At 65.3% G+C, this 18,840-nt stretch carries 19 protein-coding genes and 1 tRNA gene; 7 read left to right on the top strand and 13 right to left on the bottom strand.

What is annotated here, in order from left to right:
* Positions 1–40 precede the first annotated feature (40 nt).
* Complete coding sequence (locus tag BMW72_RS07625) at positions 41–2,290, bottom strand: ATP-dependent DNA helicase RecG (RefSeq protein WP_092108971.1); 2,250 nt, start codon at positions 2,288–2,290, stop codon at positions 41–43.
* A gap of 50 nt (positions 2,291–2,340) precedes the next feature.
* On the opposite strand from BMW72_RS07625, the gene rsmD reads away from it, so the two are divergent.
* The gene (rsmD, locus tag BMW72_RS07630) at positions 2,341–2,916 is read left to right on the top strand and encodes a 16S rRNA (guanine(966)-N(2))-methyltransferase RsmD (protein ID WP_092108974.1); all 576 of its coding nucleotides are present in this window, start codon (positions 2,341–2,343) and stop codon (positions 2,914–2,916) included.
* Here rsmD and thiL read toward each other — a convergent pair.
* Positions 2,913–3,953: a thiamine-phosphate kinase gene (gene thiL / locus BMW72_RS07635; protein ID WP_092108977.1), complete on the bottom strand. Its 1,041-nt coding sequence runs from the start codon at positions 3,951–3,953 to the stop codon at positions 2,913–2,915. The two genes, rsmD and thiL, sit on opposite strands and share 4 nt — an antisense overlap.
* A 24-nt stretch (positions 3,954–3,977) precedes the next feature.
* Here thiL and BMW72_RS07640 point away from each other — a divergent pair, with 24 nt between their 5' ends.
* Entirely contained in the window at positions 3,978–4,502 is a 525-nt protein-coding gene (locus BMW72_RS07640) for a DUF3515 family protein (protein ID WP_092109150.1), read from the top strand.
* A 108-nt stretch (positions 4,503–4,610) separates the two neighbouring features.
* On the opposite strand, the gene BMW72_RS07645 is transcribed toward BMW72_RS07640, so the two are convergent.
* The 8 genes from BMW72_RS07645 to BMW72_RS07680 form a co-directional block, all read right to left on the bottom strand.
* Positions 4,611–5,708, bottom strand: a complete 1,098-nt coding sequence (locus BMW72_RS07645; RefSeq protein ID WP_092108979.1) for a D-alanine--D-alanine ligase family protein — start codon at positions 5,706–5,708, stop codon at positions 4,611–4,613.
* Positions 5,608–6,729: an NAD(P)H-dependent glycerol-3-phosphate dehydrogenase gene (locus tag BMW72_RS07650; protein ID WP_277871564.1), complete on the bottom strand. Its 1,122-nt coding sequence runs from the start codon at positions 6,727–6,729 to the stop codon at positions 5,608–5,610. Before BMW72_RS07650 ends, BMW72_RS07645 begins: the two co-directional genes overlap by 101 nt.
* Positions 6,730–6,748: 19 nt before the next feature.
* Positions 6,749–7,489 carry a lysophospholipid acyltransferase family protein gene (locus tag BMW72_RS07655; RefSeq protein ID WP_241984037.1) on the bottom strand — a complete coding sequence of 247 codons (741 nt, stop codon included), beginning with the start codon at positions 7,487–7,489 and terminating at the stop codon, positions 6,749–6,751.
* Between the two features lie 55 nt (positions 7,490–7,544).
* A complete protein-coding gene (gene murA, locus BMW72_RS07660; RefSeq protein ID WP_241984038.1) occupies positions 7,545–8,852 on the bottom strand; it encodes a UDP-N-acetylglucosamine 1-carboxyvinyltransferase in 1,308 nt (435 codons plus the stop codon).
* A 179-nt stretch (positions 8,853–9,031) separates the two neighbouring features.
* The gene (gene leuD / locus BMW72_RS07665; protein WP_092108987.1) at positions 9,032–9,646 is read right to left on the bottom strand and encodes a 3-isopropylmalate dehydratase small subunit; all 615 of its coding nucleotides are present in this window, start codon (positions 9,644–9,646) and stop codon (positions 9,032–9,034) included.
* A 1-nt stretch (position 9,647) separates the two neighbouring features.
* Positions 9,648–11,108: a 3-isopropylmalate dehydratase large subunit gene (gene leuC / locus BMW72_RS07670; protein WP_092108990.1), complete on the bottom strand. Its 1,461-nt coding sequence runs from the start codon at positions 11,106–11,108 to the stop codon at positions 9,648–9,650.
* 165 nt (positions 11,109–11,273) lie between these two features.
* Positions 11,274–12,065: a PP2C family protein-serine/threonine phosphatase gene (locus BMW72_RS07675; RefSeq protein ID WP_092108993.1), complete on the bottom strand. Its 792-nt coding sequence runs from the start codon at positions 12,063–12,065 to the stop codon at positions 11,274–11,276.
* 37 nt (positions 12,066–12,102) lie between these two features.
* The gene (locus tag BMW72_RS07680; RefSeq protein WP_092108995.1) at positions 12,103–13,128 is read right to left on the bottom strand and encodes a TerC family protein; all 1,026 of its coding nucleotides are present in this window, start codon (positions 13,126–13,128) and stop codon (positions 12,103–12,105) included.
* 280 nt (positions 13,129–13,408) lie between these two features.
* Here BMW72_RS07680 and BMW72_RS07685 point away from each other — a divergent pair, with 280 nt between their 5' ends.
* The gene (locus BMW72_RS07685) at positions 13,409–14,554 is read left to right on the top strand and encodes a methyltransferase (protein ID WP_092108998.1); all 1,146 of its coding nucleotides are present in this window, start codon (positions 13,409–13,411) and stop codon (positions 14,552–14,554) included.
* Positions 14,555–14,599: 45 nt separating this feature from the next.
* On the opposite strand, the gene BMW72_RS07690 is transcribed toward BMW72_RS07685, so the two are convergent.
* Positions 14,600–14,672: transfer RNA gene (locus tag BMW72_RS07690), tRNA-Glu, on the bottom strand.
* 165 nt (positions 14,673–14,837) lie between these two features.
* Between BMW72_RS07690 and BMW72_RS07695 the strand changes: the two genes are divergently transcribed.
* The 4 genes from BMW72_RS07695 to BMW72_RS07710 all read left to right on the top strand — a co-directional run bounded on the left by BMW72_RS07695 (position 14,838) and on the right by BMW72_RS07710 (position 18,358).
* Positions 14,838–15,488, top strand: a complete 651-nt coding sequence (locus tag BMW72_RS07695) for an MBL fold metallo-hydrolase (RefSeq protein WP_092109000.1) — start codon at positions 14,838–14,840, stop codon at positions 15,486–15,488.
* Positions 15,489–15,610: 122 nt separating this feature from the next.
* Positions 15,611–16,345, top strand: coding sequence for an ABC transporter ATP-binding protein (locus BMW72_RS07700; protein WP_092109003.1), 735 nt, complete (start codon positions 15,611–15,613; stop codon positions 16,343–16,345).
* Entirely contained in the window at positions 16,342–17,634 is a 1,293-nt protein-coding gene (locus BMW72_RS07705) for an ABC transporter permease (protein ID WP_092109006.1), read from the top strand. Before BMW72_RS07700 ends, BMW72_RS07705 begins: the two co-directional genes overlap by 4 nt.
* Before the next feature lie 4 nt (positions 17,635–17,638).
* The gene (locus BMW72_RS07710) at positions 17,639–18,358 is read left to right on the top strand and encodes a TetR/AcrR family transcriptional regulator (protein WP_092109009.1); all 720 of its coding nucleotides are present in this window, start codon (positions 17,639–17,641) and stop codon (positions 18,356–18,358) included.
* Here the strand turns inward: BMW72_RS07710 and BMW72_RS18690 are convergent.
* Entirely contained in the window at positions 18,355–18,501 is a 147-nt protein-coding gene (locus BMW72_RS18690; protein ID WP_166787799.1) for a hypothetical protein, read from the bottom strand. The two genes, BMW72_RS07710 and BMW72_RS18690, sit on opposite strands and share 4 nt — an antisense overlap.
* Positions 18,498–18,836, bottom strand: coding sequence for a response regulator (locus tag BMW72_RS07715; RefSeq protein ID WP_092109012.1), 339 nt, complete (start codon positions 18,834–18,836; stop codon positions 18,498–18,500). Before BMW72_RS07715 ends, BMW72_RS18690 begins: the two co-directional genes overlap by 4 nt.
* Positions 18,837–18,840 lie beyond the last annotated feature (4 nt).

Below are 18,840 nucleotides of genomic sequence, written 5' to 3' on the forward strand. Positions count from 1 at the left end.
GAACAGCGCTGCTCGCTGCATCCGCTGGAGATCGTCATCATCAGCCCTTATTGAGCCAGGAGCGTTCGGATTCGTTCAGCCGGCGGGTGATTGCGTCGCGCAGCGCCGCGTTGGTGCGGATGCCCGGATCGCCCGTCACGAGATGGTAGGCGGCCCGTCGCACGTCGGCGATCATGTCGCCGTCCACCGCCACCCGCAGAAAGCGCAGCTTCGAGCCGTCGCCGGACTGAAGATCGCCGAGCACGTTGCCCTCACGGCGTAGGGCGAGGTCGAGTTCGGCGAGCACGAAACCATCCAGTGTCGCGGCGACGTCACCGATGCGTTGGCGGGACGGCGACCCCGGCCGCGAATTGGTGACCAGCAGGCACAATCCCGGCACGCCGCCACGACCGACGCGGCCGCGCAACTGGTGCAGTTGGGAGACACCGAATCGGTCGGCGTCGAGCACGACCATGGCCGAAGCATTGGGCACGTCGACCCCGACCTCGATCACGGTCGTCGCCACGAGAACATCGATCTCACCGGCGGCGAACGAACGCATGATGCGATCTTTCTCGTCGCTCGTCATGCGGCCGTGCAAAGCGTCAAGGCGGTATCCGGCCAGCGGGGCGAACCCGCGCAGCCGCTCGAGCACCGTCTCCACATTGGCGAGCGGAATCTTGGGATCGTCGTCGCTCGGCGGCGGCGCCTCGGCGTCGGCTCCGTCTTCGATCTCGGCCGGGGAGATCGCCGGGCAGACCACGAAGGCCTGACGCCCAAGCGCGAGCTCCTCAGCGAGTTTGGTCCAGATGCGTTGAAACCAGGTCGGATGATCGGCGAGCGGCACGACGATGCTCGTGATGCCCCGGCGCCCGGCCGGCAGCATGCGGATGGTACTCACGTCGAGGTCACCGAACACGGTCATGGCGATGGTGCGCGGTATCGGCGTGGCCGTCATGACGAGAACGTGCGGTGGTTCAGCCCCCTTCAGCCGCAGGGTTTCGCGCTGGTCGACGCCGAACCGGTGCTGCTCGTCGATAACGATCAGCCCGAGGTCGAAGAAGGTCACGGTGTCACTGAGCAGGGCGTGGGTGCCGATGACGATGCGGGACTGGCCCGATACGGTGCGCAGCAGCGCCTTGCGTTTCTGCGCGACGGGAAGTTTTCCGGTGAGCAGGGCCGGCATGAGTTCGGCTGCGAGATCGGGCCCGAGCAGCGTCGTGATCGATCGCAGGTGTTGCGCGGCGAGCACCTCGGTCGGGGCCAGCAGGGCGGTCTGGCCGCCGCTGTCGGCCACGGCGAGCATGGCCCGCAGCGCGACGACGGTCTTGCCCGAGCCGACCTCGCCCTGCAGCAGTCGGTTCATTGGGCCGGACCTGGCCATGTCGGTGGCGATTTCAACCGCGCAGATCTCCTGGTCGACCGTGAGCACGAAGGGCAGGGCTGCGTCGAAGCGTTCGAGATACCCGCCGGGTGTGGGCACGCGCGGCCGGGTGCGGCGCTCCCGCGCAATACTGTGCCGCTGCATCAGGGCGCACTGCAGCACCCAGGCCTCGGTGAAGCGCAGTGTCTCCTGCGCGGCCATCCACTGTTCTTTCTTGTCGGGGCTGTGAATCCAGCGGATGGCCTGGGTGTGGTCAAGCAGACCGTGTTCGACCCGGAGGTCCTGCGGAACAGGATCGGGCAGGGTGCCCACGCGCTGGAGCACCTGATCGATCAGCGTCTGCAGGTTCCAGCTGGTCTCCGAGGCCGTCGCCGCGTAAATGGGGATGAGCGGCTTGTGGCGCAAGCGTACGGCCGGGTCGTCGCGAGCCTCTTCTTCTTCGCTTTCAAAGGTCTTATATGACGGGTTCGCGAGCTGACTTTGGCCCTGATAGGCCGACACCTTGCCGGAAAAGCTGCCGCGCAGGCCGGGCCGCAGCTTGTCGAGGCGCCACTGCTGGCTGCTCTTGCCGAAGAACGTGAGGATGAACTCGCCGCCACCGTCGGAAATCACCACCTCGACGATCGTGCCCGGTCGCGATGACATGCGCTTTTCCCGGGCGGACACGATATCGGCGATGACGGTGATATTGGCGCCGGGAGTCAGCTGCGCGAGCGGTCGAAGCACGTCACGGTCGGCGTAGTCACGCGGGTAGTGGCTGAGCAGGTCGCTGACGGTCTGAAAACCGAAGGCTTTGCCGAGTGCTGACGCTTTCGCCGCGCCGAGTGCTTTCTTCAGCGGGGTGTCAAGGGTGATCGGTTGAAGTTCGGGCGCTGGCAGGGCGAGACCGTCGAATTCGGGGCCATGGGCAGCGCTCGAACCGGTCATGGTTCCATCGTAAACCGACCCTCTGACAGGGCAGCTAGGCTCGGAGGGTTATGACGCGAATTATTTCCGGGTTTGCCGGCTCCTTGACTTTGACGGTCCCCCAGTCCGGTACCCGGCCGACCAGCGACCGGGTGCGGGAGGCGATCTTCTCGGCCCTCGACTCGCGCGACGCGCTGCACAGTATGCGCGTGCTGGACCTGTACGCGGGATCGGGCGCGCTGGGGCTCGAGGCAGCAAGCCGCGGGGCGCGCGTGGTGACTCTGGTCGAAAACAGTTACGGCGCAGCAGCGATGTGCCGCAAGAACGGCGAGGCCGTGCAGCGGTCAGCGCCGAAGGGCACCGAGCTAAAGATCGCGGTGTCATCACAGGCGGTGCAGTCGTTTCTGGCAGCGACCAAAGACGGCTTCGACGTTGTGTTCATCGATCCGCCCTACGATCTGACGGAGGTGGAGTTGGGCCACAATCTGAGGGCGCTGGCTCCGCTGCTGGCCGACGACGCGCTCGTGGTGCTGGAGCGCAGCTCGCGCTCGCCCGAACCGGACTGGGGCGACGGCCTGGTGCTGGAGCGCCGCAAGGATTACGGCGACACGACCGTCTGGTACGCCGCGCCTCCCGAACAGAACTAGCCCGCCGCGCCGTCCCAGCCGCGATACGGGTCCCAGCCGCCCTGGTCGTGCGCAGCACCGTCCACGGTGATCGTACCGACGGTTGAAGCGGATGCCGCCGCGACCGTTCCGAGGCGGCGAAAGCCGGGCGGCAGAACGACGTCCGGCGGGAAGGTCGCCAGCAGTCCATGGTCTTCGCCGCCGCCGAGGGCGACCTCGAGGCGTTCGCCCAGGCACCCGGAGTCGAAGTCGATGCACACTCCGCTCGCGCGGGCGATCCGGCCGGCGTCGATCGCGAGTCCATCGGACACGTCGAGCATCGCGGTGGCACCGGCGAGGGCGGCAAGCGGACCGCTGGCAATCGGCGGTACCGGGGTGAGCTGGGCGGCCACCTCGGTCGGATGCGTGAGCTTGAGGGCGTTCGCCCGGTCACGGTCGGGCACTCCGAGGGCGTCAACGCCCCGATGAAACAGTAGTTCAAGGCCGATCCCGGCAGCTCCGAGCCGACCGGAGAGCGCCACGGTGTCGCCGGGGCGGGCGCCGGAGCGCAGAACGGGTGCCCGGCCCTCGAGGTCGCCGAAGGCCGTCACGGCGAGGGTGAGGGCGTCGGAGGCCGACAGGTCACCGCCGACCACGCCGCAGCCGGGCGCGAGGGCTTCGCAGCAGTCGCGCAGCCCGTCGGCGATGCCCTCGAGCACCGACACGGGAGTCGACGGCGGAGCGGCGATCGCAACGACGAGGGCGGTCGGGCGGGCGCCCATCGCGGCCACATCAGAGAGGTTGGTGGCGGCGGCTTTCCAGCCGAGATCGTGCGGCGTCGACCAGGCGAGGCGAAAATCCGGGCCCTGAATCATCATGTCGGTCGTCACCACGAAGCGGCCGTCGGGTGCGGAGATCACGGCCGCATCGTCACCCGGTCCGAGAAGCTGCGCCGATGCGGTCGGCAAGCGGGGAAAAATCCGCCCGAGTACGGCGGTCTCGCTCAGGTCGGCGAGGGTTTTTTCGGCTGCGGGCGGCAGCGGGGCGGGCGAGCGCGGGGCATCCGCTGCGGGGGTCATGTAAGAAACGGTAGCCTGAATATGATGTCTCACCGATTCCTGCTCCTGCGCTCCGCTCCCCTTCGATCCGTCGCCGTCGTCACGGTGCTCGCGAGTTCGCTGCTGCTCGCCGGCTGCGCCACCGCAGTGCCGCTGACCCCGGCCGCCGATGCCACCAGTGTGGCCTGCGCCGATGTGGTCGTGCACCTGCCGTCCACCGTCGCCGACCAGCCGGCGCGTGAAACGAACGCGCAGGCCACGGGCGCCTGGGGCGACCCCGCTGCCGTTCTGCTGCACTGCGGCGTGACGGTACCGGCGCCCACAACACTGCCGTGTCTGAACATCAACGGTATCGACTGGATCGAAGACGACTCAGCCGCGCCGACCTACCGTTACACGACCTATGGGCGCGACCCGGCCATCGAGATCGTGATCGATTCCGAAGCGGTGAGCGGTTCGACCGCCCTGATCGACGTCGCCAATGCGGTCGGCTACGTGCCGGCGACCGGTGCCTGCGTCGGCGCCGAAGACGTGCAGCTGCCCACCGACGGAGCCTCGACATCCCCCTAGGGCCGTCGCGCGAGACCGCCCCGGGCTCGCGGCACGAGTTGAGGAGGTTGGCACTCGTTCAAACCAGTGCCAGGCACACCAACACGTGCCGCGAGCTTCTGTCGCGGCTCAGGAACCGTGGCGAGCGTGGGCCATGGCCACCGCAATGAGCTCGTCGATCAGCTCGGGGTAGGTATAGCCGCTCGCCAGCCAGCAGCTCGGGAACATGGAGATGCTCGTGAAGCCGGGCATGGTGTTGATCTCGTTGATCACCCAGCCGGCCTGAGTGAGAAAGAAGTCGACTCTGGCCAGTCCGGCGCCGCCGATCGCCTCGAACGCGGCGATGGCGAGCCGCTGCGCCTCAGCCAGTTCAGCCGCCGTCAGGGGTGCCGGGCAGACCAAGTCAACGCCAGGTGCGTCAAGGTACTTCGCCGCGAAATCGTAGAAGTCGCGGCCGGTCACGACGACTTCGCCGGCCACGGAAGCGCGGGTCGGCTCTCCCGGACGGCCCTGCAGCACGGCGATCTCGAGTTCCCGACCGACCAGCCCTGATTCGATAAGTACCTTGGAGTCTTCGGCGAGGCCGACCGTCATGGCCTCGCTGAGCTGTTCCGGCGCCCCGACCTTGCTGACGCCCACGCTCGACCCGGCGCGCGCCGGCTTCACGAAGGCGGGCAGGCCGAGCTGTTCCAGGGCGGCGTAGCCCATTCCAGGAGTCTCCGCCCAGTCATCCGCGGTGAGAGTGCGCCACGGTGCCACGGGCAGGGCCGCCTGCTGAAAGACGATCTTGGCGAAGTGTTTGTCCATTCCTAAAGCGGATGCAAGCACCCCCGATCCTACGTACGGCAGGCCGAGCAGGTCGAGCATTCCCTGGATGGTACCGTCCTCACCGAACGGTCCATGCAAAATGGGGAATATAAGGTCGACAGTGCCCAGCGAGCGCTCGCCCGACGCATCGACGACGGTCAGTTCCCGGCTCGACGCGCTCTGCGGCCAGCGCACCCGCGTACCGTTGTCGGCGACGACGGGCAGTGACTGCGCATCGAGAATGAATTTACCCGGGTCGTTGTCTTCGAGCACGAACGAACCGTCGCGGGTGATTCCGACCGGGATGATCGTGTACCGCTCAGGGTCGAGGGCTGCCAGCACTCCGCCCGCCGTGGCGCAGCTGATCGAGTGTTCGCTGGAACGCCCCCCAAAGAGAAGCACCACCGTGAGCTTGTGCATCGTCAAGTGTCCTTTCGCCCTGCGGTTCGCCGGAGTCTGTTGTGAGGTGCGGCGCAATGTCGCGGGGGTTGAGGGTGCCGTCGAGCACCTGGCGCACCTGTTCGACGATCGGCATCTCCACGCCCTTGGCGCGGGCCAGTTCGAGAACGGGCTTCACCGAGGCGAGGCCTTCGGTGGTCTGCTGCATCTGCTTGACGACATCGTTGATGCTGTAGCCCTGGCCGAGCAGCCGCCCGGCCGTGTTGTTCCGCGACAGCGGCGACTGGCAGGTGGCGATGAGGTCGCCGAGACCGGCCAAGCCGGCCAGGGTTTCGGCCTGGGCACCGTAGGCGACCGCGAAGTCGGTCATTTCAACCAGGCCGCGGGTGATGATCGAGGCCTTGGTGTTTTCGCCGTAGCCAACCCCATCGACGATGCCGATCGCGACGGCGATGAGGTTTTTCAGCACACCGCCGAACTCGGTGCCGATGACGTCGGTGTTGATGTATGACCGAAAGTAGCGGTTGGTGGCCAGTTTGGCCACCGCCTGCGCGGTTTCGAGGCTCGATGACGAGACGACGGCGCCGGTCGGCTGCTCCTTGGCGATTTCCAGCGCCAGGTTGGGGCCGCTGATTGCGGCGATCCGGGCGGGGTCGATGCGGAGCACCTCTTCGATGACGCTGCTCATGCGCATGCCGGTCGAGCGTTCGACGCCCTTCATGAGCGAGATGAGGATCGCGTTCTCGGCCAGGTACGGTTCGACATGCTTGAGGTTCTCGCGGAGCGACTGGCTGGGCACCGACACGAACACCATTTCGGCGCCAGCCAGGGCCAGATCGAGCCGGCTCGTGGCGCGCAGTCCGATGGGCAGGTTCACGCCGGGCAGGTAGTCGCTGTTGCGGCGTGCTTCGGAGATTTCGCGCGCCAATTCGGGGCGGCGAGCCCACAGAACAACGTCGGCACCGCCATCCGTCAAAATTTTTGCGAAGGTCGTTCCCCAACTTCCCGCCCCTAGGACGGCCACCCGAGTGCCTGGTTGAATCTTGGGCTGCTGCGGGTTTCTAGGCTTCAAAACGGCCGGTCTCTTTCTGGTTGTGCTCCGACGGGTTCCAACGTTTGGTCGGGGCTTTCTCACCGCGCAGGTCTTCGAGCAGTGCCGTGATGGCCACCATCACGACGGCGGTGGCCTCGTTGAGCGTGGCGGTGTCGAGGCTTCGGCCCCGAAACTGGGCGAGGTCGAGGGGGTCGCCGATTTTGACCCTGATCGTCTTGCGGGGGAACAGGCTGATCTTCTTGGAATACCGTGGCATCAGCTGCTGGGTGCCCCAGTGGGCGGCCGGCACGATCGGAATCCCCTGCTCGAGCGCGATGCGCACCGCGCCGGTTTTGCCGCGCATCGGCCACAGGTCAGGATCGCGGGTGAGTGAGCCCTCCGGGTAGACGACCACGATCTGGCCCTTCTCGACCAGTCGTTGGGCGGCCTTGACCGGTTCGCTGCCACGCACGGAACCACCGCGCTGCACCGGAATCTGGCCCGAACGGCTCAGCACCCAGCCGATGACGGGAATCTTGAAAACGGATGCCTTCGCCAGAAATCGAGGAAGCCGCCCCAGCTTCCACGCCACGACGCCCATCACGACGGGGTCGATCTCGCTGTAGTGGTTCGGTGAGAACACGAACGCTCCACTGCGCGGAAACTTGTGGGCGTCGACGATCTCGTAGCGCGCGGCGAGGTTCATCACCGGCAGGATCAGCCCGGCAAGAATCCAGAACGCGCTCGGTCGGCTCTTCTCGGAACGGATTCGGTTCGGTGACTCGGGAGCTGCGGGCACGTCAATATTTTCAGGCACGCGCCTATTATCCTTCGAGATCGAAGTCCGCCCCCAAAAGCCGCAGCTTGCCGATGAAGTTCTCGTATCCGCGGCTGATGATTCCCACGTTGCTGACCGTCGAGGTGCCCTCGGCCGAGAGCGCGGCGATCAGGTGGCTAAAGCCGCCGCGCAGGTCGGGCACGACGATGTCGGCGCCGTGCAGCTTGGTCGGACCGGTGATGACGGCCGAGTGGTTGAAGTTGCGCTGCCCGAAGCGGCACGGGTGCCCGCCGAGGCACTCCTTGTGAATCTGAATGGTGGCGCCCATTTCGACGAGCGCGTCGACGAAACCGAACCGCTGTTCGTACACCGTCTCGTGCACGATCGAGGTGCCGTGCGCCTTCGTGAGGGCAATGACGAGCGGCTGCTGCCAGTCCGTCATGAACCCGGGGTGAACATCCGTTTCGATGATCACCGGCTTCAAATCGCCGCCGGGGTGATAGAACCGGATGCCGTCGTCACAGATGTCGAAAGCACCGCCGACTTTGCGGAACACGTTGAGGAAGGTGATCATCTCGGCCTGGCGGGCGCCGCCGACGAAGATGTCGCCGTCCGTCGCGAGGGCAGCGGCAGCCCAGCTCGCGGCCTCGTTGCGGTCGAACAATGCGCGGTGGTTGTAGCCGACCAGGCGTTCGACACCCTCGATTCGGATCACTCGGTCGGTATCGACCGTGATGATCGCGCCCATCTTCTGCAGGATGTTGATGAGATCCATGATCTCGGGCTCGATCGCCGCGCCCTTGAGTTCGGTGAGGCCGTCGGCCCGCACCGCGGTGAGCAGCACCTGCTCGGTCGCTCCCACGCTCGGGTAGGGCAGCTCGAGCTTGGCGCCCTTGAGACCGTTCGGCGCCGACATGCGGATGCCGTTGGGCTGCTTCTCGACGACGGCGCCGAATTTGCGCAGCACCTCGAGATGAAAGTCGATCGGGCGGTCGCCGATGCGGCAACCGCCCAGGTCGGGGATGAAGGCTTCGCCGAGCCGGTGCAGCAGCGGTCCGCAGAACAGGATCGGAATGCGGGACGAACCGGCGTGGGCGTCGATCGCGGCGAAGTGCGCGCTCTCCACGTCAACCGGGTCGAGAATGAGGTCGCCGGGTTCGGCGCCCTCGGTCACCTTGACGCCGTGCACCTCGAGCAGCCCCCGAACGATCCGAACATCGCTGATGTTCGGAACGTCCTTGAGCACGCTCGGGGTTTCTCCGAGCAGGGCGGCGACCATGGCTTTGGTGACGAGGTTCTTCGCCCCCTTCACCTCGATGCGGCCGACCAGCGGAATGCCGCCACGGATGGTGATTTTGTCGGCGGTGAGGCCAACGGATGCCCCGTGGTTCTGGGCACTCCCCCGCTCGTTCGCGTCGTCGTTGAGCCTGGCTTCGTTCAAAGTTTTTGCCTCTTGATCACGCCGGGCTTCGCTGAGAGTACTCACAAATTACCTGTCCTGGTGCAAATTGATGCAATACAAATTAGTGCAAATTAGTACATTGATTCCGGGGATCGCGCGGGAAGGGTCTGGGGCAACCACGACTCTCGCGTCGCTTCGAATTCGTTGATGCGCGCTTCGTCACGCAACGTCAGCCCGATGTCATCCAGACCTTCGAGCAGCCGCCATCTAGTGTAATCATCGATCTCGAAATTCACGGTTAGATCGCCGACACGCACGGTTTTACCCACCAGATCCACGGTCAGCTCGATGCCGGGGTCGGCTTCTACGAGGTTCCACAGGGTTTCGGCATCCGCTTCGCTGATCTGCCCGGCGAGCAGCCCCTGCTTGCCGGAGTTGCCGCGAAAGATGTCGCCAAAACGAGGGCTGAGTACCACGTCGAACCCGTAGTCGCGCAGGGCCCAGACCGCGTGTTCGCGCGAGGAACCGATGCCGAAGTCGGCCCCGGCGATGAGCACGCGAGCGCCCTGGTATTCCTTCTTATTGATGACGAAATCGGGGTCCTGACGCCAGGCCGCGAAGAGGGCGTCTTCGAAGCCCGTGCGCGTGACACGCTTGAGGTACACGGCGGGGATGATCTGGTCGGTGTCGACGTTGGAACGGCGCAGCGGTACCGCGACTCCGGTGACGGTCGTGAACTTCTGCATGCTACTGGTCTCCATCCTGAACGAGGTCCCACGGACTCGAAAGCGTGCCGCGAATGGCCGTGGCGGCCGCGACGAGCGGCGACACCAGGTGGGTGCGCCCACCCTTGCCCTGGCGTCCCTCGAAGTTGCGGTTGCTGGTGGACGCGCAGCGTTCGCCGGGTTCGAGCTGGTCGGGATTCATGCCGAGGCACATGGAACAGCCGGCAAAACGCCATTCGGCTCCGAAATCGAGGAAGATCTGGTCGAGGCCCTCGGCTTCGGCCTCGATGCGCACCCGGGCGGAGCCGGGAACGACCATCATGCGCAGTCCCGCGGCGATGGTCTTTCCCTTGATGATTTCGGCGGCCGCGCGCAGGTCCTCGACCCGGCTGTTGGTACAGGAACCAAGAAAAACGGTGTCGACCCGAATCTCCTTCATCGGGGTGCCAGCCTCAAGGTCCATGTATTCCAGCGCCCGTTCGGCCGCCGAGCGCTCGTTGGCATCGACGATATCGGCGGGGTTCGGCACGGATCCGCTGAGCGAGACGCCCTGCCCGGGATTGGTCCCCCAGGTGACGAACGGCTCGAGCTTGTTGGCGTCGATGATGACCTCGGCGTCGTAGCTGGCACCCTCATCGGTGGCCAGGGTCTGCCAGTACGCGACGGCGGCGTCCCAGTCGGCACCGCGCGGTGCGTGGGCGCGACCCTCGAGGTAGTCGTAAGTGGTCTGGTCCGGCGCGACCATACCGGCGCGGGCACCAGCCTCGATCGACATGTTGCAGATGGTCATGCGCCCCTCCATGGAGAGGGCACGGATGGCCTCACCACGGTATTCGAGCACGTAACCCGCTCCCCCGCCGGTGCCGATCCTGGCGATCACGGCGAGGATGATGTCCTTCGCGGTGACCCCGGTACGCAGCGTGCCGTTGACCGTGATGGCCATGGTCTTGAACGGGTTCAGCGGCAGCGTCTGCGTGGCCATCACGTGCTCGACCTCGCTCGTGCCGATGCCGAGCGCCATCGCCCCGAACGCGCCGTGCGTGGAGGTGTGCGAGTCACCGCAGACCACGGTGATGCCGGGCTGGGTCAGGCCGAGCTGCGGGCCGACCACGTGAACGATGCCCTGCTCGATGTCGCCGAGCGAGTGCAGCCGCACGCCGTACTCGGCGCAGTTGCGTCGCAGAGTCTCGATCTGGGTGCGGCTGGTCAGATCGGCGATCGGCTTGTCGATGTCCAGCGTCGGCGTGTTGTGGTCTTCGGTCGCAATGGTCAGATCGGGCCGGCGCAGCGTGCGTTCGGCCAGACGCAGCCCATCGAACGCCTGCGGGCTGGTGACCTCGTGCAGCAGATGGAGGTCGATGTAGATCAGGTCGGGCGTGCCGTCTTCACCTTTGGTGACGAGGTGCTTGTCCCAAACTTTCTCGGCGAGCGTGCGCAGGCCGGTGCCGGAACTCCGTTGCGAAGTGGGTATTACGTTGGTCATTTTGAGCGTCTTCCTCACGAATCGATGGCAGCCACGCCGAACGCCGCGACGAGGGAGGCCTCAGGACAGGGACTCGTCGCGGCACAGAAGAAGTCGGTTGAGCACCACGAATTCAGGGTAACACCTCGCCTCGCACCCTGCCTCGCACACGGTCCGGCGAACAGATCAGCCGAACGCCGACTCCACGTAGATGACGCTCACGTTGTCGCGCCCGCCGTGTTCGATGGCTTCATCGACGAGTTGGTCAGCGATACTGCGTTCGTCGCCCTCCGAACGGATGTCCGTGGCCAGAACGCGCGCAATCGCCGCGTCGTCGAGTTCCTTGGTCAGCCCGTCGGAGCAGATCAGAAATGACTGCTCATTGTGGGCGGGCAGCAGCCAGACGTCGGCGTCAACGAACTCGTCGGCGCCGATGGCCCGGGTGATGACGTTACGCTCCGGGTGTTTTTCGGCATCTTCCATTGAGATCAGGCCGGCGTCCACCATCTCCTGCACCGCGGAATGGTCGACCGAGAGCTGCGTCAGAACGCCGTCGGTCCAGGTATAGACGCGGGAATCACCCACGTTGAAAACCATCCAGTGGTACCCGACATCATCGCCCGCGTCGACGAAGGCGATACCAGCCAGGGTCGTTCCCGACACGGCGGTGCCGAAGTCGTCGGCAGCGCTGAGATCGCGCACGGCATCGTTCGACGAATGGATGGCGTCGAGGATGCGTTCCGGCGTCGACGGCAGGTCGCGCGCGATGTGTTCGTCGAACACGCGCAGCACCGTCTGGCTGGCGACGTCCCCCTGAGCGTGACCGCCCATGCCGTCGGCCACGAGAAACACCGGGGATTGCGCGAGAATGCTGTCTTCGTTGACCTTGCGCACGCTGCCCACATCGCTGCGGGCACTGAAACAGAGGCGGGCGGTAGCGGCGGAGAGTTCAATCGTGCTCTGCTGGTTCAGAGTCATGAGAACCCCCCGTTCGCCGGCGCCCGGCCTCGATCAGTCATTCCTTGGCGTCAACCGAAATCTTCTCGGCCAGAGTGACCCCGCTCTTCTTGGCATCATGACGGGCTTTGATCAGGCTCGCCACGGTGGCCACGGCCATGCTACCGATGATTACGCCGAGCGAGGTCCAGGTGCCGATCTCCGGCGCCCATTCCACGCCGTTGCCGCCGTTGATGAACGGCAGTTCGTTTTCGTGCATCGCGTGCAGCACGAGCTTCACGCCGATGAAGCCGAGAATGACGGCAATGCCGTACTTGAGGTATTCGAGGCGTTCCAGCAGGCCACCGAGCAGAAAGTACAGCTGACGCAGGCCCATGAGGGCGAAGATATTGGCGGTGAACACGATGAACGGGCTCTGCGTGATGCCGAAGATCGCGGGGATCGAGTCGAGCGCGAAAATGAGGTCGGTGGTGCCGATCGCGATGAACACGATAAGCATCGGGGTGAAGACTTTCTTGCCGTCGATCTGGGTTCGCACCTTGGAACCGTCGAATTCCGAGGAGATCCGAATGCGGCGGCGCAGCAGACGAATAACCGCGTTCTCCTTGTCTTCGGTTTCTTCCTCCGACGAAAAGGCCTGTTTGACGGCGGTGTAGAACAGGAACGCGCCGAAGATGTAGAAGATCCAGCTGTAGCTTTCGATCAGCTGAGCGCCGAGCAGGATGAAGATTCCGCGCAGCAGGAGGGCGATGATGATGCCCACCATCAGTACCTCTTGCTGGTATTTTCGCGGCACCGAGAACCGGGCCATGATGATCACGAAGACGAACAGGTTGTCGATCGAGAGGCTGTACTCGGTGAGCCAGCCGGCCAGGAATTGCCCGGCATGTTCGGCGTCGCCGAGCACGAGCATCAGCAGAGCGAAGATCAAGGCGAGGCCCACATAGAAGGCCACCCAGAGTCCGGCTTCGCGCATGCTCGGAACGTGCGGCCGCTTGTAGACGATGAGCAGGTCGGCGACCAGAATCAGGGTCAGAACGACGAGGGATCCAACTTCGAACCAGAGGGGGAGAGCGAGTTCCACGGGGGCCTTTCAAGTGATGACGGGAGTCGGGTGGTACAGAACCCGAAAGTCTCTCCCGCACCAAAATGGCCCTATTGGAACCAATCGATACCACCGCGACCGGGGCCCCGTCAGTGCGGCCCGTATTGACGATCGCGATATAGAACCCGATCGGGCCCAGAGGGATACTCCCCTTCGCTTGCAGAATTCTACCAGTGTGACGGACCCGCGCGTGCCCGCGCGAAGGCGCCAGGCTCGGCCGCCGCCTATAGTTGAGGGCTATGACTACGCACCGGTTTCGATGACGGCCGCCGACAACCCGCAGGAATACATCGACTGGTCGAACGAGGGGCAGCCGGCCACCGCGCCCTGGCGATCTGCGAACGGAGCACCAGCCCCCAAGCGGGTCGTGCCGGTTGACGACACCATCACAGCGGATGCCGCCTACCGGCTGGCCTCGCAGGGTATCGCGATGCTCTGGCACGGCGACTTTCAGAATGCCCGCCAAATTCTGACCGCACTCGAGCACCGCACGCGGCCCAAACCGGATCGGACCGAGCGAACGACCGCCGAGCTGTTCTACCGGTATCGGCAGAACCGTTCGCACCGTGCGCGCATCCTCGGTCATCTGCTCATTCCGCTTGAGGGGGGCAATATCATCGGGCTGCGGCGGGCGCCCGACGTGGTCTCTGCCACGGTCGACGCCTATGGGAGCATCACCGAGGCATCCGTTGTGTCGCTGCACGAGGTGCTCGGTACGATCGGCGCCCACCAGTGGCGCACTAAGGGCATTCCTGTTGCAGCGTTGAACGCCAGCGTCTATCCGCATTACGGCACGTTCTTTCCGGTGCGCAGCGAGTACGTCGGCCTGGTGGCGAGCGCTCCGCTGGCAGCTCCGAAGGTGGCCTTCGACATCGGCACCGGCACCGGGGTGCTCGCGGCGGTGCTGGCGACTCGGGGCGTACCGAGGGTGGTCGCGACGGATATCGAGCCGCGCGCGGTGGCATCCGCTCGAGAAACAGTGTCGCGCCTGAAGCTCACCGAGCGGGTAGAGGTGCACCTGACCAGCCTGTTTCCCGACGGTCGCGCCGATCTGATCGTGTGCAACCCGCCGTGGATCCCGGCGACGGCGCATTCCCTGCTCGACGCGGCCGTCTACGACCCCGGCTCCCGCATGCTCAAGGGTTTTCTGGCCGGGGTGCTCGGCCATCTGGAGCCCCGGGGCGAGGTGTGGCTCGTGCTCTCCGATTTTGCCGAGCTGGTCGGGCTGCGTTCCCGCGACGACCTGCTGAAGGAGATCGATGCGGCGGGGCTGCGGGTGATCGGCGCGCTCGAAGCGCCCGCCGTACACGCCCGCGCGACGGACACGAGCGACCCTCTTCACGCGATACGCCGGAACGAGGTCACCTCATTGTGGCGTCTGACCGCGCGTGAGCCGACGACTTAAACAAAGAAGCCCGGCGCTTTCGACCTGAAAGCAACCGGGCAATTGTGACCCCAGCGGGATTCGAACCCGCGTTACCGCCGTGAGAGGGCGATGTCCTAGGCCGCTAAACGATGGGGCCGTTTTTGCAACTTACCGAGTATGCCACACACCGGAGCGCACTTCCAAACTGAGCGTTTGCGGCGCGTCGCACCGGGTGGGTGCGTCCCCGTTCGGTGCCGACCCAAACCCCGAGTAGAAAGCGGACGCTGTTGCGCCACGGCTCGAATCGGGGTTAGCTCAGGGCATGAAACTGACCAAGCTGGAGCATGCCGCGCTGATTCTGGAGCTTTCGGGCAAGAAGCTCTACATCGATCCCGGCTCGTTCACCACCGCGCTTACCGGCACCGCGGGCGCCGTCGCCGTGGTCATCACCCACGAGCACGCCGACCATTGGACTCCCGAACAGCTGGGGCGCATCGTTGAAATGAACTCGGACCTGCGCATCTTCGCACCGGCCGGTGTCGCTCGGGCGATAGCCGCGACCGACGCCGCGCTTGACGTCACGACGGTGCAGGCCGGCGATGTTATCGACGTCGACCCGTTCACCCTGCGTTTCTTCGGGGCGACCCACGCCGTCATCCACGAATCGATCCCGATCATCGACAACGTCGGGGTGCTTGTCAACGACGAGCTGTACTACGCCGGTGACGCCTTCACCGTTCCCGAGGGGATGCAGGTGGGGACGCTCGCCGTGCCGGCCGCCGCGCCCTGGATGAAAATCAGTGAGGCCATGGATTTCATTCTGGCCCTCAAACCGAAGCGCAGCTTTCCCACCCACGAGATGCTGCTCTCCCGGGCGGGAAAAGAGCTGTCCAACGCGCGATTCCAGAGCGTCACCGAACGGGGCGGCGGCGAGTTCTTCGCGCTCGAGCCCGGTGACAGTCTCGACCTGTAGGCCGTGCGGCGCGGCATCCGTTCGGAACACGGCTCTTCCTCAGGCAATTTGCAGCAACTGCAACTTAGAGTGCAGTTACTGCAAATGTGGCCCGTGCGGGTCGCCAGAACCGAGGGAAACCGATGGACTCCGAGTGGGTAATTGATGCGCAAGGCTTGGAGAAATCCTACGGTTCGGGGGCGAGCCGTTTCGACGCGCTGAAGGGTGTGTCCGTTCAAATAGCGCCCGGTGAAACGGTGGCGATCATCGGCAAGAGCGGGTCGGGCAAGTCGACCCTCATGCACCTGCTCGCCCTGCTCGACGAACCCGATCGGGGAACACTTCAGGTCGCCGGCAAGAACGCCAAGTCGCTGTCAAAGCGCGCGATCAACGAACTGCGCAACAAGGAGTTCGGCTTCGTCTTTCAGCAGTTCTTTCTCACCCCCAACGTGAGCGTGCTCGACAACGTCATCCTGCCGCTGAAGATCGCCGGCATGGGCGGCAAGGAACGACGCCGCCGCGGCATGGAGGTTCTCGAACAGCTCGAGCTGGCCGACAAGGCCGGCAGCAAGGCCACGACCCTCTCGGGCGGGCAGAAGCAGCGCGTCGTCATCGGTCGCGCCCTGGTCAATGCGCCGCGCGTGATCTTCGCCGACGAACCCACCGGCAACCTCGACACCGCCACCGGAGCCGTGGTCGAAGACATCCTGTTCGACCTCAACCGCAGTCAGGGCATCACGCTCGTTATCGTCACCCACGACGAGGAACTCGCCGCCCGCTGCGATCGCCAGATCTACATTCGCGACGGACTTGTCGTGTCCCACACCACGTCGACCCACACGGGTGCCCACGCACTGATCATCGGAGGCGCAGCATGAGAACCAAAGACCTCGTCGTCACCGCGATCTCCAACACCTTTCGCAGCAAGCTGCGCACGACCCTGACCGTGCTGGCCATTTTCGTGGGCGCGTTCACCCTCACCCTGACCAACGCGGTCGGCGCCGGCGTCAGCCAGTACGTCGATGCCCAGGTGGGCGCCCTCGGCTCCCCCGACGTGTTCATCATCACGCAGGCGAGCGATGCCACCGCCGCCGGCGACGGCCCGGTCGAGTACGACGCGGCCAGTTCGGCATCCGTGTCGAGCCAGCAAGGCCCGCCCGGGACCACGACCAAGGCGCTGACGGATGCCGACCTCCAGGCGATCGGCGACACCGCCGGCATCGAGTCGGTCGATCCGATCCGATCCGTGCAGCCCGACTACATCGAATACGAGTCCGGCACTCCCTACGAGTTCAGCATCAACGCCACCTCGGCCGTGACCACGGCCGACCTCACGGCGGGCGCGCAGCTCGACGGCGGCGCCACTGAGGCTCAGCTCGTGCTGCCGGACGCCTTCGTGACCCCGCTCGGGTTCGCCTCCGCGGACGACGCGGTGGGGGCATCCGTTTCTATCGGCATCACCGACATTCTCGGCGCGAAGCACGTGGTTAATGCGACCGTCGTCGGCGTCTCGCTCGAGAGCCTGCTCGCTGCGGGCGCCGGGGCCAACGACGCGCTGATTGCCGAGTTGGCCGATGCTCAGTCCGGTGGCATCGACACCGCCGTCACGAGCTACGGTGTGGCCGTGGCGCACTTCGACACCGCGTTGTCGACGGATGCCGTGACCGCCCTCAAGGCGGATCTCGCCACCGCGGGCTACACCGCGAGCACGATCGAAGACCAGCTCGGCGCCGTGCAGACGGTGATCAACGGCATCGTCGGCGTGCTCAACGCCTTCGCGGTGATTGCCCTGATCGCCGCCGCATTCGGTATCATCAACACCCTGCTGATGAGCGTGCAGGAACGTACCCGCGAGATCGGCCTGATGAAGGCGATGGGGATGAGCGGCGGCAAGGTGTACACCCTGTTCAGCCTCGAAGCCATCGTCATCGGCTTCCTCGGCAGCGCCATCGGAGCCGGTGTGGCCATCGGGCTCGGCTCGGCGTTGAGTGCTGTGTTGTCGCAGGGCCTGCTGTCCGGGCTGCCGGGGTTGAACATCCTTCTGTTCGAGCCGCTGTCGGTGGCCTTCGTGATCGGGCTGGTGATGCTGATCGCGTTCCTCTCCGGCACGCTGCCGGCCCAGCGGGCGGCCAGGCAGAACCCGATCGAGTCGCTGCGGTACGAGTAGCGTCATGAACCAGGATGAGGCCTTGGCCGACACCCCGCCGCCCGGCGCGACCGTGCGCGCGCAGACTCGTCACGACAAGCATCACGCGACGAGCCTGCGCGTGGAGCGGAGTGCGGTCAGCCTCGTTCTGGAACACGGTTTCGACAGCGTCACCGTGGATATGATCTGCAGCCAGAGCGGCATCTCGCAGCGCACCTTCTTCAACTATTTCAAGACCAAGAAGGCCGCCATCATCGGCGCCGAGCCGCCCACGATCGATGAGGGGCGAGCGCGAGAGTTCATCGCAGCCCCCGGCGACGACCTGCTGCCCGACGTGCTCACCCTGATGAGCGCGATCGGTCCGCGCGAGGGCATGGACGAGCAGCTGTTCACCGACCGACTGCGCATTTTCGGATTGCACCCCGAGCTCATGCAGGAGCAGATGGAGCGGATGACCAGGGTCACCTCCGAAATCACCGAACTGGTCTACCTGCGCCTCGGTCGCGGTGCCACCGTTGACGGCGAGAACGACCCCGAGCTGGCTTTTCGGCACGGGCAGGCCGAACTGCTCACGCACGCGATGCTGGGAGTCGTGCGTTTCATGGCCCTACAGTGGATTCCCGATTTCGAGCGCCCGGCCGGCGCCGCTGGCAGGACCGACCGGGCGGCGGCGCCGACCCTGGCCGAGTCGCTGAGCCGAACGGTCGAGCTGTTGCGTCGCACACTGAGCATTCCCGGACTTTAGCCGCTCTCGATATCCGCGTCATGCGGCAACCATTTTTGAAGGGCAGCCCGCAATTTGCCGAGGTACAGCGGACGCATGAGGCACTCGTTCATGCCGACCATGCGGGTGTGGTCGGCATCACCACGCACCGCGCTGGCCGTCATGGCCAGAATCGGGATGTGCGCGGCTTGGTGATGTAGGCATCGCACCCGGCTTGGCGCGCTCGCTCCTGATCGCGAGTCATGGCCATCGCGGTCAGGGCGATCACCGGGATCTCCCGGGTGATTGGGTCGTTCCTCAACTGCGCGGTCGCGGCGAAACCGTCCATCCCCGGCAGTTGGATATCCATCAGAATCAGATCCGGCAGTTCGACCTGCGCGAGCAACAATCCGCTTTCGGCATCAACGGCTTGCAGTGTGGAATGCCCGGCCCGGCGCACGAGCAGGGTGGCGAGTTTCATGTTGACGGGGTTGTCTTCAATAATCAGAATTCTGGCCACGATG

Source organism: Cryobacterium luteum, assembly GCF_900110125.1.
GTDB lineage: Bacteria > Actinomycetota > Actinomycetes > Actinomycetales > Microbacteriaceae > Cryobacterium > Cryobacterium luteum.

Bases quoted from the DNA above. Each gene is read 5' to 3' on its own strand.
- BMW72_RS07625 (WP_092108971.1), bottom strand. From the start codon at position 2,290: ATGACCGGTTCGAGCGCTGCCCATGGCCCCGAATTCGACGGTCTCGCC.
- rsmD (WP_092108974.1), top strand. From the start codon at position 2,341: ATGACGCGAATTATTTCCGGGTTTGCCGGCTCCTTGACTTTGACGGTC.
- thiL (WP_092108977.1), bottom strand. From the start codon at position 3,953: ATGACCCCCGCAGCGGATGCCCCGCGCTCGCCCGCCCCGCTGCCGCCC.
- BMW72_RS07640 (WP_092109150.1), top strand. From the start codon at position 3,978: ATGTCTCACCGATTCCTGCTCCTGCGCTCCGCTCCCCTTCGATCCGTC.
- BMW72_RS07645 (WP_092108979.1), bottom strand. From the start codon at position 5,708: ATGCACAAGCTCACGGTGGTGCTTCTCTTTGGGGGGCGTTCCAGCGAA.
- leuD (WP_092108987.1), bottom strand. From the start codon at position 9,646: ATGCAGAAGTTCACGACCGTCACCGGAGTCGCGGTACCGCTGCGCCGT.
- leuC (WP_092108990.1), bottom strand. From the start codon at position 11,108: ATGACCAACGTAATACCCACTTCGCAACGGAGTTCCGGCACCGGCCTG.
- BMW72_RS07675 (WP_092108993.1), bottom strand. From the start codon at position 12,065: ATGACTCTGAACCAGCAGAGCACGATTGAACTCTCCGCCGCTACCGCC.
- BMW72_RS07685 (WP_092108998.1), top strand. From the start codon at position 13,409: ATGACGGCCGCCGACAACCCGCAGGAATACATCGACTGGTCGAACGAG.
- BMW72_RS07695 (WP_092109000.1), top strand. From the start codon at position 14,838: ATGAAACTGACCAAGCTGGAGCATGCCGCGCTGATTCTGGAGCTTTCG.
- BMW72_RS07700 (WP_092109003.1), top strand. From the start codon at position 15,611: ATGGACTCCGAGTGGGTAATTGATGCGCAAGGCTTGGAGAAATCCTAC.
- BMW72_RS07705 (WP_092109006.1), top strand. From the start codon at position 16,342: ATGAGAACCAAAGACCTCGTCGTCACCGCGATCTCCAACACCTTTCGC.
- BMW72_RS07710 (WP_092109009.1), top strand. From the start codon at position 17,639: ATGAACCAGGATGAGGCCTTGGCCGACACCCCGCCGCCCGGCGCGACC.
- BMW72_RS18690 (WP_166787799.1), bottom strand. From the start codon at position 18,501: ATGACGGCCAGCGCGGTGCGTGGTGATGCCGACCACACCCGCATGGTC.